Below are 15,697 nucleotides of genomic sequence, written 5' to 3' on the forward strand. Positions count from 1 at the left end.
CTGCCCGCGAAAAGAGCTGATGAAATATCCGGGTTAGCCCTTCGACGATGCTCAGGACAGACCCCTTGGCTCCGCTTGCGACAGGCCCTTCGACAGGACTGTCCTGAGCACTGTCGAAGGGCTCAGGACAGATCCGAGGTCACTCGGTGGGTTACGGCCTCACGGCCTAACCCACCCTACAAAAATGAATGCCTAATTGGAAGCGATTTGGAATTCGACCGCGCTCAGGACACGCCCATCAAAGGGTTCCTCGAGCCTGCTTGAATAGGCTCCCAACCAAAGCTTCATCTAATAAAAATCCCGGCAGGGCACACTCAAGTCGCCCAGCCACCGGCTTAAGTCTGCCAGTCTCTTGGCTACGAGGTGCAACACGCCGTCTTCTTCCTGCACCGTACCGTGCACGGCGAGCAATCCCGCTTGCAGAGCGATGTGGCGCTGGCGCTGGACCAGGCTGGGCCAGACGATGACGTTGGTTTGGCCGGTTTCGTCTTCGAGGGTGAGAAAGACGACGCCGGAGGCAGTCATTGGGCGTTGCCGGCAGACCACGAGACCGGCGGTGCGCGCGAAGCTTCCGTTGCCCAGTGTCCGGAGTTCCTGAGCGCTGAGCAGGCGCCGGGCGGCGAGCCGGGAACGGAGCAGGGTCAAGGGATGACGACGCAGGGTGAGTCCGGTGGATGCGTAATCGGCGACGATGTTTTCGCCCTCGCGGGGCGGACGCAGCAGAGGCTCGCCTTCTTCGAAGACCGGCTGGCCGAACAGCGGGGTAGGGCGCTGTTGCGCGCTCACGTCCCAGAACGCGCGATGCCTGTGGCCGGCGAGCCCGTGCAAGGCGTCGGCGGCCGCCAGTGCTTGGGCGTCTCGGCGGTCGAGCTTTGCGCGGGCGATCAGATCGGCGGCATCGACAAAGGGCTTCTCCCGCCGTGCGGCGACAACGGCTTCCGCACCCTGTCGCGACAACCCTTTCACCAGCCGCAGGCCAAGCCGTAGGGCGGGCGGTTCCGAGGGCGGTCCTTCGAGAGTGCAATCGTAATCGCTGTACCGGACGTCGACTGGGCGGACGTCGACCCCGTGTCGGCGCGCATCCTGAACCAGTTGGGCAGGGGGGTAAAAGCCCATGGGCTGGCTGTTGAGCAGCGCGCAGGTGAATGCTGCAGGATGATGGCATTTCAGCCAGGCCGAAACATACACCAGCAAAGCGAAGCTGGCGGAATGCGATTCCGGAAAGCCGTATTCGCCGAATCCCTTGATTTGCCGGTAGATCTGTTCCGCGAACTCGGCGCTGTAGCCGCGTTCGCGCATACCTTCGATCAGGCGCCTTTCGAATTTCTCCAAGCCGCCGCGCCGGTGCCAGGCCGCCATAGCGCGGCGGAGCTGATCCGCTTCGCCGGCGCTGAAACCGGCGGCCACCATGGCGATTTGCATCACCTGTTCCTGGAAAATGGGGACGCCGAGGGTGCGCTTGAGCACTTTTTCCACCTCGGGGCCTGGATAGGTAACCGGTTCCCGTCCGCTTCGACGCGCGAGATAAGGATGAACCATGTCGCCCTGAATGGGACCGGGGCGCACGATCGCCACCTGGATGACCAGGTCGTAGTAGTTCTCGGGTTTCAGGCGGGGCAGCATGGCCATTTGGGCGCGGGATTCCACCTGGAACACACCGATGCTGTCGGCCCGTTGCAGCATGGCATAGACCGCCGGATCTTCCGCCGGAATACGATCCAGGGTCAGCACTTCGCTGCGCCGATCGCTCACATAGGTGAGCGCCTTGCGGATGGCGGTCAGCATGCCTAAGGCGAGGACATCTACCTTGAGCAGGCCGAGCGCTTCCAGATCGTCCTTGTCCCATTGAATCACGGTGCGCTCAGGCATTGCCGTGTTTTCGACCGGCACCAGGCGCGGCAAGGCGTCCGCCGCGATGACGAAGCCGCCGGTGTGTTGCGACAGATGACGCGGAAAACCGCGCAATTGGCCGACTAGTCCGGCGAGCAGGCGGAGTTTCGGATTCTTGGGATCGAAACCGGCGGCTTGTAGGCGTTCGGTGTCCAAATCGTCGCCGCTTAGGAAATGGGCGGCTCCGGCCAGATGGTCGACTTGCTCGCGACTGAAGCCCAGCGCCTTGGCCACGTCGCGCACGGCGCTGCGGCCGCGGTAGGTGATGACGCTGGCGGCTAGAGCCGCGCGTTGCCGGCCGTATTTACGGTAGATGTACTGGATGACTTCCTCGCGCCGCTCGTGCTCGAAATCCACGTCAATGTCGGGCGGTTCGTTCCGCTCGCGGGAGATGAAGCGCTCGAACAAAAGATCGAGGCGCCCCGGATCAACTTCGGTAATGCCTAAGCAATAGCACACCGCCGAGTTGGCGGCCGAACCTCGACCCTGGCACAGAATACCCCGCTCGCGGGCGAAGCGGACGATGTCGTGTATGGTGAGGAAATAGGGCTCGTAGGCGAGATCGGCGATTAAAACCAGTTCATGCTCGATTTGCCGTCGTACCTTGTCGGGAGCGCCGTCCGGCCAACGGCGCCGAAGACCTTCCTCGGTTAAATGACGCAGCCAGCTCGTCGGCGTATGGCCTTCCGGCACCAGTTCGGCAGGATATTCATAGCGGAGTTCGTCGAGCGAGAACCGGCAGCGTTCGGCGATGCGCACGGTTTCCGCCAGAAGTTCCGGGGGATAGAGCCGGGCCAGGCGGGACAGAGGGCGGAGATAGCGCTCGCCGTTCGGGAATAGCGCGTATCCAAGTTCGGAAAGCGGCCTGTTTAGGCGAATCGCAGTCAGTGTGTCTTGCAGAGGCCGCCGTTCCGGATCGTGCATGTGGACATCGTTGCAGGCGACCAGGGGTAGCCCGAGTTCGCTGCCGAGCCGGCAAAGACGATTCAGCCGTTTCCGGTCGGCTCCGCTCATAAACAGCTCCACTCCGATCCAGAGCCGGTCGTAAAAACGCTCCTTGAGCCAGAGTCCTGGCTCCGACTCTGGCGTTTCGTCCGGCAGCCACAACGCCAGACAATGGTCCAGGGAGTGCCGTTCGAGTGAGCTGCGATCCAGCCGGTAACGGCCTTTGGGCGCGTCCATCCGGGCTGCGGTGATGAGGCCGGAAAGCTGAGCGTAGCCTTCCCGGTCGGTGGCCAGCAGTACCAGCTTGAGTCCGTCTTCTAGCCGGAATTCGCTGCCGATGATCAGCTTCAAGTCATGACGGCGCGCCTCCAAATGAGCTTTCACCACCCCGGCTAGGGAACATTCGTCGGTTAGGGCCAGCGCGGCATAGCCGAGGCGGGCTGCCGTTTCGACTAGTTCTTCCGGGTGTGAGGCGCCGCGCAGGAAACTGTAATTGCTGAGGCAATGGAGTTCGGCGAATCGAAGAGCATGATCGAAAGCGGTGTTCCGATTCATGGTCCGACATTGGGTAGGTTAGGCGAGAGGAGAGTCTTGTATGCGTGGATTGCCTCGTGGCAGCGCCGACGATGGGATTCGCTACGCTCTTCCCATCCTACAGCTTTAGGCGAAAAGGCCATGGAGATACCATTCGCCATCTCCATCGAGGTCTTGGTATATCCAGGCACGGGCACCCTCCGGGCTCACCGCTACGCAATAATCCCGCCGGATCGGAGCGCCGTCCCACCAGCCGCTTTCGATGCGCTCCCGCTCCGGCAACAACCGATAACGGCTCGGATCGCAGGGTTGCGGTTCGGGCAGCAGCCATAAGGGCCTACGGCCTTTGCCCAAAGCGAAGCCGATGGGCGATTCGTTCCATTCCCAGGCGTATTCAGGGCGGTGATCGGCCGCGGTACCCAAGAAGCGCAAGGCATTGCGCCCTAGGCGCTGCTGCAATTGTTCCAGCAAGGGTTCCCAATCCAGGGCGCCCGGCGTATCGGCGGCGAATAAGTCGGTTTCGTGCGCCCGATAGGGTTGCAGCGAGTCGCAGCGGAGGCTAAGGGCGGTGACGGCGGCGGGCAGTGGCGTTCGTTCCAGCCGCTCGTTCAGCAACATCGAAATCCGCTCGGGATCGCGGCTGGCATAGCGAAGCTTAAGCTCCAGGCGCGTGGCTGGCCGGCGGAAGTGGGACAGCTTCAGTTCTAGCCGATCGGTGGCAGCGTCATGCCGGCGCAGAAAGGTAGCCAAGTCTTCCAGCAGAACCGCGCACACGGGCCGCAGGTGAGCCAGGTTCTCGGTTTCCGTTACAAGTTCCTGATGGGCTTCAAAAACAGGCGACGACTTGAAGAGCCGAGGGATTTCCTTTTCCCGCCCCGCGGCCCGGTCGAGTTGGCGCAACACGGCCAGGCCATAACGCCGGGCCAGGCCGTCCCGCGGCAAGCGCCAGAGATCGCGCAGGGTATGAAGACCGGCTTTGGCAAGCCGATTCACGGTATCCTGCTCCAAAGGTAAACGAGCGATGGCCAGATCGCCGAGTCTGGAACGCAACGCTGTCGACTCCTCCAGCGCCCGCTCCAGACCGGAGGATGCCATGAGCCAGGCGGGGAAGGGCGCCGGTGCTGCCGCGAGAACGGCGCGATGACCTAGAGCTTCGAGTTTGGCCCGCAGCCGCTGTATCAAGGATTCCAGCCCACCGAACAGGGTTAGGCTGCCGCGGATTTCGAGGAGCAGGGCAGCCGGATAGTCGAGGCTTACCCAGGGCGTAAAGCCGAGCCCGATTTCCGCCAGCTTTTCCAGCGTCTCACGCTCCATCCGTTCGTCGCGGCGATACAAGCGCAAATCGGCGCATAAAGCCAAGGCTGCATTCGTAGGCAAACCAGGACGGACGCAGAACTTTTCAGCCGCGGTGGTGGCAGCGTAAATCAAGGAACGCCCGCCGCTGTCTACCCATACGGCAGCAGGGCGGTCATCCTCGAGTCTGAAGATCTCCAGCGGTAAATGCGGCAGATAACAGCACAGCCAAAGCGCCGTGGGTGCTGAATGCGCGGTGCCCGAGGTTTGTGCCGTCGGTGGCGTAGGCGGAATCGCCGGAAAAGCGTGCAAAGCCATGGGTCGTTCCAGTGTTTATGGGAGTTTCTGCAGCGCGGTGGCATCGGACTATCCGGAAAGACGCAATCCAAGGCATAGCCGTGGGGATCCATTTAGAGCCTATCCCAATAGGCCGTTCGCCCTGAGCCCTTCGACCTAGCTCAGGACAGGCCCTTCGACCTAGCTCAAGACAGGCTTGTCGAAGGGTTTCTTAAGCCCATTGGGATAGGCTCCTAGCGTCTATCCTGACAGACCTAGAACGAGGTCCTACTGGCGCTCTAGTCCTGCTGAAATTTTGGCTCGTTTTGCGGGACGGATCAAAGGGCAAAAAACGGCCGACGAGTCAAATGATCGGGTAGTCTAGCGGTCGCCACAGAGACATCACTGAATATGAAGTCTAGGCGAAAGGGTATTTGGTGTCTCGGGAGATTTGGAAAGGATGCGCCTCACGAAGTGAGGCGCATCAAGTATAACCATGCTTCGCTTTCGCTCAGCACACGCACCGCGACTGGCCATAAATCGTCGCGTAGTACCTCGGATCCTTAGTAGAGGCAATTACTGAGCAAAGCGCTTAGCGGATTTCAAGTTCCGCGCAACACCGATGCCGGCAAGACCAATACCCATCAGCGTCAAGGTAGCAGGTTCGGGAACTTGTTGAATAATTTTTTGCCCGCGTATCTCGAACAGCTGGTCCGGTAGGCTTTGCGGTCCAGGAGCGCAATCTGTTTTGGTGGTCCAAGTGGTACAGCCTGTGAGAAAACCATTTCCTGGATTCTGCCAGACGGCTGCAAAACCGGTTTGTACCGTTCGGGATCCCCAATACCACTGCCCGCCATCGTAATCTAAAACTACAACCACGCTCAACCACCACGTGCCCGAATCAAGTTCAACCGGAATGCTTAGCGTGATAGTCAACTCACCTGGGTCTCCTTCGGTAAACTGCTGGTTCAGAAAACTGGCGTAGAGCGCTCCCGGCTTTCCGGAATCATCCTGATAAAAGGTCACGTTGACTGCAGCTCCGGCTGCCAATAAGGAAGAATGGGGAGATCCACTTAGGCTGCCCGGTATATACAGCTCTTCGATCTTCCATGTTTCACCGGTAATGACGAAATCATCTGCCGCCATGGTATTTAAGTTTGAACGGGGTATCTCGAATTCCTGCGAGGTAATGCCAGATGAGGAGGGATTATCAAGTTGACTGTAAAGGACTGCCGCATGACTTGGAGCTGTACTCGCCGCCAATAATATAAAAGCAAGGAAGATATCAATAAAACTACTTTTGTTCATTGTAATTACCCTGTAGATATTTATATTATTAGCTAATTGTTATGTCCCGAATGATTGTAAACCTTCTTGTGAAAAAGATGAGGATGGGACAGTTGCCAGTTTTTGAGAGCCTGGATCGGGGTGAGATGGCCTAAGGCCTTTTGGGGAATGTGATGATTGTACAGCTCGACATAGCGGTGCAGGGTGGTGTCCAGATCGGCGGTTGAATCGAAGTGATGGGTTTGCAACACCTCCTCGATGCGGCCATTGAAGCGTTCCACCAGGCCATTCGTTTGGGGCCGGCCCGGCGGAATCAGGCGATGTTCGATGCCTTGTTCAGTACAGAGGCGGTCAAACTCATGCGTCCCCGAGGGCTGCCGAGTTCGGGTCAGGAAACGGTCGGTAAACTCCGAGCCGTTGTCGGTCAGGCATTTCTGGATGCGGAAAGGCGCGGCCTGAATCACCGCTTTGAGGAAGTCCTTTGCGCTTAAGGCGGTGCGGTTGGGCTTGAGGGCGACATAGACCCAGCGGGTGGCGCGGTCGATGGCGACGAACAGGTATCGGCGGGGTTCGCCGTCGATGGCGGGCAAGTACTTAACATCCAGGTGAAGGAAGCCGGGCTCATAGGCCTTGAAGGGTTTGACCTTCGCCTTCTCTGTAGGCGGAAGCAGGGTCTTGAGGGACGCCACCCCGTGGCGGCGCAGGCAGCGGTCTAGCCCGGAACGGGACACGGCGGGATTGAGAAATTCCCGGGTCACGGCCAGGAGATCATCCAAGGGGAGGAGCAGAGCTTGGCGGAGGTAGACCACGATGGCTTCCTGGGCGGGCGTGAGCGTGGTTCTGAGGGTGTGGGGCCGGTGTGAGGCATCTTCGACCGAGGATCGGTGTTTCCACTTGCGGACGGTCGTTCGGCTAATGCCATGCTTTTGGGCCAAGGCGCGCTCGCTCAACGTGGACGCTTGAATGGCCTGCCGAACGGCCGGGGTGGTACGGGCGTTCTTATGAAGACGAATCTGCATGGAGAGAAACCTCACTTGGACGAACCGAATATCTCCTGGAGAAGGCTCCGGGCTTCGAACAGAGCATAACTCCTTCTGGGTAAATAATCATACGGGACGTGACAGCTAATCAACAGGAGCTACCCGCTGGTTTGCCCCCATGCATTATTGAGATAAAGCAATATATGTGCCAAATAAGAAGATATATTTAAAACAAAAAGATATGATTGAATCCTCTTGCGATTCAACACGGATTGTAAAATTTTCTGACATCAGCTTTCGGAAATATTTCGGATTGTACGATACAGCGATGAATGCCCGTTCTTCGCCTGTTGAAGGCGGTTCGATACTCGCGAAAAATTAAGTCAGCCTTTCAGAAAGATGGGAAAGGGAGAAGGAATTTTCAAAAGCCGTTCTCGCAATGTGGAGCGCCGTGAGTGGCAAATAAAATCGCTTTTAGAGAGATTTCATCCACGACCAAAAGGTTTTACATGGTTATGTCGATTACGTTTACGAGATTCCGGTAAATCACGGATATATTCGGGCGGCTTTAAGCCAGCTTCACAGGTTGTTCCATCGAGATATTCGAAAGTTTTTTTACTCGAGCGACTTCCAGATTCAGTAGAGAAGTTATGTTGAGGTTATTTTATCGAGGGTGAAGACTTATTCAGAGTTTCCTGAACGGTAATGTAGGCGGAACAGAATAATGAAGATTCATGTAGCGATTGTGTCCGATCAAACCCTGGCCAATCTCATCCCGGCGTTCATGGAACGACCGGATTTGGTTTATCTGGTCACTTCCCGCCAAATGGCCGAGCGAGGGCTCGATCAACGGCTCGCACGACTGCTGACACAAGACGCTATCGCCGTCGATATCCGGCCCGATGCGCCGGAAGTCGGCTTGGCCGCCATTCACGAATACGCCTACGCACTCGCCGAGGCCATCGAAGAAAAGCACCCCGGTGCGAAAATCGTTCTAAACGCCACTGGAGGCACCAAGTTAATGGCGTTCGGCTTCGTCGATGCTTTTCGGGACATCGGTGCGCGGATCATCTATACCGACACGGCCCACCGCCGTATCGAATGCTTGCCCGCTTCCAAGGACTCGCTGCTGCAGCCGGTGCCGATGGTGGATGTCTTGAACGTCCCGCGTTATCTCGCCGCTCAAGGCTTCCGCGTTTCCGGCGCAACCTCGGACGATCCGGAATGGTGCAAACGGGCTGCGGCACGGAAGCCGGCCTGTAAATACCTGGGGCAGAACGCCGCGGCGATTCAGGATTTCATCGGCGCGCTCAACGCTCTGGCCGACCGGGCGCTAGGAGGATGCGAAACGCTGATGGAACCGAGACAAGCCTTTTCGCGCGTACCGTGGGGAAGCTGGGCCGCCGCCTTGCACCAATTGGCCTCGGCTTCGCTGCTGCGCTGGCAAGAAGGTACCGCCGAAATCGAATTCCTGGACGACGAATCGGCTCGCTTTCTGCACGGCGGGTGGCTGGAAGAATTCGCTTGGCATGTGCTCAAGGACAACGGCGCTTATGACGTCCGTTTGGGCGTGACCGGCACCTGGGAATCCGGGCAAAACAGCAAGAACGAATTCGATGTACTGGCTACACAAGGAAACCAGCTGCTCTTTATAGAATGCAAGACGCTCCGCCATCGCAAGGAAAGCGACACCAACCTAGCCTACAAAGTGGACAGCCTGGGGCAGGATGCCCGCGGCCTGTTCGGCGCGACCTGGCTGATCACTGCGCGCGAACCTAGCCCGGTGCTGCACGAGCGCGCCAAACAGGCCCGCATCCGTATATTCGGCCCTAACGACTTGCCAAAACTGCGGGATCCTGTGCGCCGCTGGCTGGAGGGATGAAAAACGGCACGCCCGCGCGGCAAGCTTGTCGGATGAGCCGGCATGTTAGAAAACCGATAAAAACCGATATAAGAGATGTTCCGAACCCAAAGGGCGATCGATGAAAAAACTCGAATACACCGTCCGTTTCACCACTCCCGACTGTCTCGGCAACGTCACTCGGAGCGGACAACGGCGCAGGCCACCGTTCGAGGCTTTGCTTCGCCGATAGTGGCGGTGGTGCGTGTGAGTGGGACTTTAATCCCCGAAACGGCCGTTGGACGCGCAAGGGTGTGTAGCGACCGGATACAAAGAGATGCGGCAGAAGCGGTCGCCTCATGCCACTGGGGAAGTCCGGCCGAATCTCGAGACGCCGGTAACGATTCGTTACAAAGAAGACGGAGGATGAGAATGCTCGAAGTTGAGTCTATTGCCGGAGCGAACGCGGGGACCAATCGGGAGGCGCTGTGACCATCTACTTCATCACCCGGCATGAAGGCGCTCGGCGCTGGGCCGAGGAAGAAGGCTTTGCCGTCGAGCGGATGGTGGACCATCTCGATCCCGGCGACATCTGCGCCGGCGACATGGTGCTCGGCACCCTGCCGGTCAATCTCGCCGCCGAAGTGTGCGCAAGAGGCGGGCGATATTTCCACCTCAGCCTAAACCTGCCACCTGAATGGCGGGGTAGGGAATTGACGCCGGAAGACATGCGCCGTTTCGGGGCTAAGCTCGAGGAGTTCCGGGTAATTGGCCCCCTGGCTGCGGACGGCCAACTGAATAGCGGGAACCAGTCGTGACATCCAATCTCTTCGGCTGGAGCGACGCCGTCTGGGGCGTCATCGACCAGGTCAGCATACTCTTTGGGATAGCTACGGGGGTGACCTGGTTCATCGGGCTTGTGTTGGCGTTTATCAAGCGGGATGTCCTGAAACGGTGGCTTTTTCGCAATCATTTCCCTCATGTCGGCGACAGTCTGACGACCGACGATCACTGGGACGGGCTGATTTTCACTGTCAGCAAAGCCGAACTGCCGATAATCGTGCTGCAGCGGTTGAGACCTAGCCACATAGGCCTCATCGCCTCCGAGCAGTCGCGAAGCCAGGCCGAAATCATCCGCCAAAAGGCCGAAACCATGGGCATTCAATGCCACGGCATCGAATGCGTGAACAATCCCGACGATCCGGCTGAAACTCGCGAGCGCACCCATGCGCTGATCAACTGCATGCGGACATCCGGCGCCACTCGCTGCGCTGTCGATGTCACCGGTGGCAAGACACCCATGAGCCTTGGCGCGTTCATGGCCGCCGAAGAAACAGGCTCCAGCACGCTTTATCTAGCATCCCGTTACGACGACGAACTGAAACGCCCCGACCCTCTCAGCTCCCGCATCCACTGCATCTCCAGACCGGAATAGCCATGTCGAGCATTGCTTTGATCATTGTGGACCATCCCCCAACGGCTCCAAACACCGAGCGAGCAACCGGAAACTTCGTGCCGGCAAACCGGTTGAATCGACCACGCTTGAATGCTAACTTTTCGGCGCTTCAATTTTTCTGCAACCCCCTTTCTAACTCATTGAATATGGAGGCATTTTAGACGCGAGCCGGTTTGAAACGAGACCTGATTAAGAAGGGATTAAGACCCAGGTCGACGGCCAGAATTAATTCGCCAGAAATGTTTGAAACGAGACCTGATTAAGAAGGGATTAAGACCTTCAGGCAGTGACAAGGTGAACTGTCCGCGTTGGTTTGAAACGAGACCTGATTAAGAAGGGATTAAGACCTTCGATCAATTCCGCGATTTCTTCCCATCTGTTCGTTTGAAACGAGACCTGATTAAGAAGGGATTAAGACTTGTGGCGTTTGAGAAAGCCGTTAAAACTCTTTCCGTTTGAAACGAGACCTGATTAAGAAGGGATTAAGACTTCTTTCCTGATACCATCTAAGACGGATTTAAACGTTTGAAACGAGACCTGATTAAGAAGGGATTAAGACCCATAGAGCCTGCGAGCACTATACAGGTCATCCCGTTTGAAACGAGACCTGATTAAGAAGGGATTAAGACGGTATCCGCTATGGTGAGTACTACTAGGTCTTCTGTTTGAAACGAGACCTGATTAAGAAGGGATTAAGACTTACGTGTTTAATTTTCATTTTGTATTGCTCCCTGTTTGAAACGAGACCTGATTAAGAAGGGATTAAGACCGTCCTTGGCGCGGATTGTAATGGAGTGAGGGGTGTTTGAAACGAGACCTGATTAAGAAGGGATTAAGACAACCAACAGTTACCCAATTTGTAAAGTTGATCGGGTTTGAAACGAGACCTGATTAAGAAGGGATTAAGACCAGGCATTCTCAGCCTGTTTAGGGTCCTTGGTAAGTTTGAAACGAGACCTGATTAAGAAGGGATTAAGACTGCGAGTGATTCGGTAATTGCCAGCGCCAAAAGCGTTTGAAACGAGACCTGATTAAGAAGGGATTAAGACACATTCGGCATCTTCCGGTCCTCAGGTTGGTAGTATGTTTGAAACGAGACCTGATTAAGAAGGGATTAAGACAGTCAATAACGGCGAACCGTTGAAACCTAACCTCGTTTGAAACGAGACCTGATTAAGAAGGGATTAAGACTTGTCGTTCCAATTGGGCATCTTTCCGGTACGAGTTTGAAACGAGACCTGATTAAGAAGGGATTAAGACGAAGGGATTAAGACCGGTTTTCATGGTTTCACCTCGGTTTGAAACGAGACCTGATTAAGAAGGGATTAAGACCACATTCGTCAACCCTCTTAAAAGTCACTAACGGGTTTGAAACGAGACCTGATTAAGAAGGGATTAAGACGCTTTCTCCGGGCAATTCCCACTCATCTGTTATGTTTGAAACGAGACCTGATTAAGAAGGGATTAAGACGCGCAGGACGTTGATAATGTCCTCGCGACTATTGAGGTTTGAAACGAGACCTGATTAAGAAGGGATTAAGACACCCCAGCCCCGCGTGGCTTAGACCGCCTCTTGAGGTTTGAAACGAGACCTGATTAAGAAGGGATTAAGACACGCACCAATCCGCACAGTCGCGACCTCCTTTGCGTTTGAAACGAGACCTGATTAAGAAGGGATTAAGACTTCGGACGAAGTCCCCTTCTACCCAATACCCCTTCGGTTTGAAACGAGACCTGATTAAGAAGGGATTAAGACGGCCAGGTCCAGCGTATTGGTCCCTTCCTTCGGTTTGAAACGAGACCTGATTAAGAAGGGATTAAGACCGCTCCCGGATGTACTCAGTTCGGACGAGGGGTTCGGTTTGAAACGAGACCTGATTAAGAAGGGATTAAGACGGGTCGTCCCAGCGGCGGCCCTCGTTTTCCGGCAGTTTGAAACGAGACCTGATTAAGAAGGGATTAAGACTATAAGCTAAGAACACCTTTTTAATTGCCATTGTGTTTGAAACGAGACCTGATTAAGAAGGGATTAAGACCGGCTGGAACCCCGGCGAACGGGCCTTCGCCCTGAGGTTTGAAACGAGACCTGATTAAGAAGGGATTAAGACTCGGTCGATTGACCACACCAGCGGTGGGCCTCGGTTTGAAACGAGACCTGATTAAGAAGGGATTAAGACGCCCCGGTGATTGGGCACGTGCCGACCACCTCATGTTTGAAACGAGACCTGATTAAGAAGGGATTAAGACTTAAGAATTTCTTGTTTTTTAGCCATTTTTTTCAGTTTGAAACGAGACCTGATTAAGAAGGGATTAAGACGCATTGACCCAGATACATTTCCACCTCATCCAGCGTTTGAAACGAGACCTGATTAAGAAGGGATTAAGACCGATCCTCCCATTGAAGAGGATGCACCCAAAGTGAGTTTGAAACGAGACCTGATTAAGAAGGGATTAAGACTCCGCCTGCCTTCCTAGATCCTCGATGTGCGCTATGTTTGAAACGAGACCTGATTAAGAAGGGATTAAGACGCCCCGGTGATTGGGCACGTGCCGACCACCTCATGTTTGAAACGAGACCTGATTAAGAAGGGATTAAGACAAGGCGTCCCGGTCACCGATACGGACCAATTCGGTTTGAAACGAGACCTGATTAAGAAGGGATTAAGACTTATTCTTGAGCCCATACCCACACCGGACGATATGTTTGAAACGAGACCTGATTAAGAAGGGATTAAGACTTGGACACCCGGTTCGAACCGCCGTTGCTGCGGGCGTTTGAAACGAGACCTGATTAAGAAGGGATTAAGACGGAATGGGCACGTCCTTGTGCCAAGTGGCGTCATGTTTGAAACGAGACCTGATTAAGAAGGGATTAAGACGCCTTTGCGGTCCTGTATTTGAAAGCCAGTTCGCTGAAAAACACGGAAAATATCGATGCCAAAGCCGTGATCGCGGCTTGGGATCTGTTTCACGAGCGCTATCCGCACGCGCTCAGGTTCCGTCGCCCGTTCACGAAGATTAGGCCCGCCAATATCACGGAGGCTTGGGTACTCGCGCAAGCCTTGCGTTGTGGCATGGCTGAACTTCGGCATTGTTCGGATTGCCACGGTGAGTATCTGGTGATAGAGGACTGCAAGATCCCTCCGGTATGCCAATACTGCGCCTTAGGATTTTCAAGGAGGCGAGGCGAGAGTGCTCCGGCTGGTGAGGATGTGATGGACCTGTTGACACTCGATCGAGAACACCAACCTGAAGAGATCGCAGCTTAACACTACGCATTCCCCAGCTTTGCGCACGTAGCTTTGCCATCCAAGCAGCTTGCTTGGATGGCAGGAAAAGTTTTACGCTGATAAAAGCAAAGTTGGAGAATACGTAAATGGATAGCTCTGACCATTGTTCGTTAACCCCCATTCCAAGCAAGGGGGTTATTAAACATCTATCCAAGAAAGGCTACGGATTTATCACCGGCGAAGACGGTGTGGATCGATTTTTCCACATCGTCGACGCCGCGGCCGACTTCACGCCGAAAACCGGCGCTTTCGTTCTGTTCGATCCACAGGATCACCAGAAAGGGCCGCGTGCGGTCAACGTCAGACTGGATCCGGCGTCCTTGGTTGAAGTCGACCGGACGAACGGGAAGATTTCAGCACTGCAATCGCCGCAGCTAAAAAAGAAGGAAGAAGGGGCTATCAGTTCGGCTTTTTGGCGGGTGGTTCTGTGCTCGGTGGTATTGGCCTGGATGGTATACAAACACGATACAGGTAAAGGGATTGTCGTGGGCATCGTCGTCCTGCTCTGGCTCGCCTTCGTCGCTGACCTCCTATTCAAAATCCTCCGCGCTGTGTGCCAGGCAGTCATCAACCGTGTATGTCGATTGCTGGGTATCGAAAGAAAAGCGAAACCTGCCAAACCTACGGTTGCATGGGAAAAACCGGAACCTCGAAAACACTGGAGCATCAAAGGTCCCGAAGCACCAATTGAGATTGACGACACCACCACAGACCCGTGGTACTACCTTTATCCCGGGAACATTTACCACGACTAGTGGAGTGTTCGCGAAGTAATTCAACCTAGTCAATGCCCCTGACTATTGACCCAATCCCGCATTTTGCGGCGTGTCCAGGACCAGTGAAACGGATGGGCGAGCAACTCGTTGTATTCGCGCCAGGCCGCCTGCAGGTGGTCGGTCAAGTCGGCTCGGCTGGTCCAGTCGCCCCGCTTCAGATAGCGCTCGGAGAACGCCCTGAGCAGCAACTCGGCTTGGTTGAGCCAGGAGGCGTGCGCCGGCGTCAGCAGCACGCGTACCTTCTGGCGATGCCGGCGCAGGCACTGCGCGGTCAGCCCGCTGGTATGACTCGGCCCGCCGTCCCAGATCAGGTGAATGCGCTGCATTTCCCGCAGATCCTCGAACAGTTCGTCGAGGGTGGGGATCAGGTGAGCGCTGTCGTTGCGCTCCAGACACCAGCCTCGCATCGTCCCGTCGTGCACGAACAGCGCCCCGAGGAAGTTCACCGTCCCGTGCCGGATATACTCGAACTCCTGCCGCTCGATCCGCCCGGCGCGCATTGCCACCGTAGGCCGGCGGCGCTCCAGGGCCTGCAGCTGTGGCTTCTCGTCCAGGCAGACGACCACCTCGTCGGACTCGCGCAACCGATCGACCCGTTCATAGCACCACAGGATTTTCCGCGCCCGCTCGACGAAGTCCCCGTCCAAACACGGCGTCTTCCAGTAGCGCGAGCGGTGCGGCTGCAGGTCAGCGGCGCGCAGGATGAGCGCGACCGTCGAGTGCGCGATCCGAGGAACAAGGCCCTGGCGTACCGCGGCCTGGGCCAGGGTCCGGGTCGACCAGTGGGTCATTTGCAAGCCAATCCCGCTCGGTTCACAGCAGGCCAGTTGCTCGATGCGTACGCGGACCAAGGGGGGAAAGGCGACGCGGGCGGCCTGAACGGGGAGCGTCATCGAGGGCCGCCAGGCCGCGCTGCTCAAAGCGCCGACACAGGTGCCAGATACTGGAACGGTCCATTTCCACGTGGGCGGCTAACGTCTCGACGACCGTGCCCGCCTCTGCCATGGCGAGCGAGACACGGGCGCGCCGGGCACGGCGTTGCTCCACCCGATCGTCTCTCACGATGGCTCGCAGGGCTTGGCGATCGGCTTCGGACAAGTGAACGCCACGGGGCTGACGGCGCCTCATCG

11 protein-coding genes and 1 CRISPR repeat array are annotated in these 15,697 nt (G+C 56.5%); of the genes, 5 read left to right on the forward strand and 6 right to left on the reverse strand.

From position 1 onward, the window contains the following. Positions 1 to 288: 288 nt before the first annotated feature. The 4 genes from QEN43_RS04790 to QEN43_RS04805 all read right to left on the reverse strand — a co-directional run bounded on the left by QEN43_RS04790 (position 289) and on the right by QEN43_RS04805 (position 7,244). A complete protein-coding gene (locus QEN43_RS04790; RefSeq protein ID WP_026612176.1) occupies positions 289 to 3,390 on the reverse strand; it encodes an error-prone DNA polymerase in 3,102 nt (1,033 codons plus the stop codon). Positions 3,391 to 3,495: 105 nt separating this feature from the next. Next, positions 3,496 to 4,980 carry a Y-family DNA polymerase gene (locus QEN43_RS04795; protein ID WP_026612177.1) on the reverse strand — a complete coding sequence of 495 codons (1,485 nt, stop codon included), beginning with the start codon at positions 4,978 to 4,980 and terminating at the stop codon, positions 3,496 to 3,498. 534 nt (positions 4,981 to 5,514) lie between these two features. Then, the gene (locus QEN43_RS04800) at positions 5,515 to 6,246 is read right to left on the reverse strand and encodes a PEP-CTERM sorting domain-containing protein (protein WP_317963754.1); all 732 of its coding nucleotides are present in this window, start codon (positions 6,244 to 6,246) and stop codon (positions 5,515 to 5,517) included. Between the two features lie 32 nt (positions 6,247 to 6,278). Further along, positions 6,279 to 7,244 carry an IS481 family transposase gene (locus QEN43_RS04805; RefSeq protein ID WP_317963755.1) on the reverse strand — a complete coding sequence of 322 codons (966 nt, stop codon included), beginning with the start codon at positions 7,242 to 7,244 and terminating at the stop codon, positions 6,279 to 6,281. A gap of 685 nt (positions 7,245 to 7,929) precedes the next feature. On the opposite strand from QEN43_RS04805, the gene QEN43_RS04810 reads away from it, so the two are divergent. The 5 genes from QEN43_RS04810 (at position 7,930) to QEN43_RS04830 (ending at position 14,546) form a co-directional block, all read left to right on the forward strand. Further along, entirely contained in the window at positions 7,930 to 9,087 is a 1,158-nt protein-coding gene (locus QEN43_RS04810; protein ID WP_317963756.1) for a Card1-like endonuclease domain-containing protein, read from the forward strand. Positions 9,088 to 9,533: 446 nt separating this feature from the next. Continuing rightward, positions 9,534 to 9,863 (forward strand): CRISPR-associated protein Csx16, encoded by a 330-nt coding sequence (gene csx16 / locus QEN43_RS04815; protein ID WP_026612180.1) that lies wholly within the window; start codon positions 9,534 to 9,536, stop codon positions 9,861 to 9,863. Then, complete coding sequence (locus QEN43_RS04820; protein WP_026612181.1) at positions 9,860 to 10,480, forward strand: PDDEXK family nuclease; 621 nt, start codon at positions 9,860 to 9,862, stop codon at positions 10,478 to 10,480. The genes csx16 and QEN43_RS04820 overlap by 4 nt, the downstream gene beginning before the upstream one ends. A 192-nt stretch (positions 10,481 to 10,672) precedes the next feature. Further along, positions 10,673 to 13,380: a CRISPR direct-repeat array (repeat unit 36 nt; unit sequence GTTTGAAACGAGACCTGATTAAGAAGGGATTAAGAC). Positions 13,381 to 13,398: 18 nt separating this feature from the next. Next, on the forward strand, positions 13,399 to 13,770 hold the full coding sequence (locus QEN43_RS04825) for a FlhC family transcriptional regulator (protein ID WP_051331384.1): 372 nt from the start codon (positions 13,399 to 13,401) through the stop codon (positions 13,768 to 13,770). A gap of 107 nt (positions 13,771 to 13,877) precedes the next feature. Beyond that, complete coding sequence (locus QEN43_RS04830) at positions 13,878 to 14,546, forward strand: cold-shock protein (RefSeq protein WP_317963757.1); 669 nt, start codon at positions 13,878 to 13,880, stop codon at positions 14,544 to 14,546. Positions 14,547 to 14,575: 29 nt separating this feature from the next. On the opposite strand, the gene QEN43_RS04835 is transcribed toward QEN43_RS04830, so the two are convergent. After that, entirely contained in the window at positions 14,576 to 15,460 is an 885-nt protein-coding gene (locus tag QEN43_RS04835; RefSeq protein WP_156912590.1) for an IS630 family transposase, read from the reverse strand. Then, a complete protein-coding gene (locus QEN43_RS21690) occupies positions 15,381 to 15,695 on the reverse strand; it encodes a helix-turn-helix domain-containing protein (RefSeq protein ID WP_396662766.1) in 315 nt (104 codons plus the stop codon). The genes QEN43_RS04835 and QEN43_RS21690 overlap by 80 nt, the downstream gene beginning before the upstream one ends. Positions 15,696 to 15,697: the final 2 nt, after the last annotated feature.

This window comes from Methylocaldum szegediense, from assembly GCF_949769195.1.
GTDB lineage: Bacteria > Pseudomonadota > Gammaproteobacteria > Methylococcales > Methylococcaceae > Methylocaldum > Methylocaldum szegediense.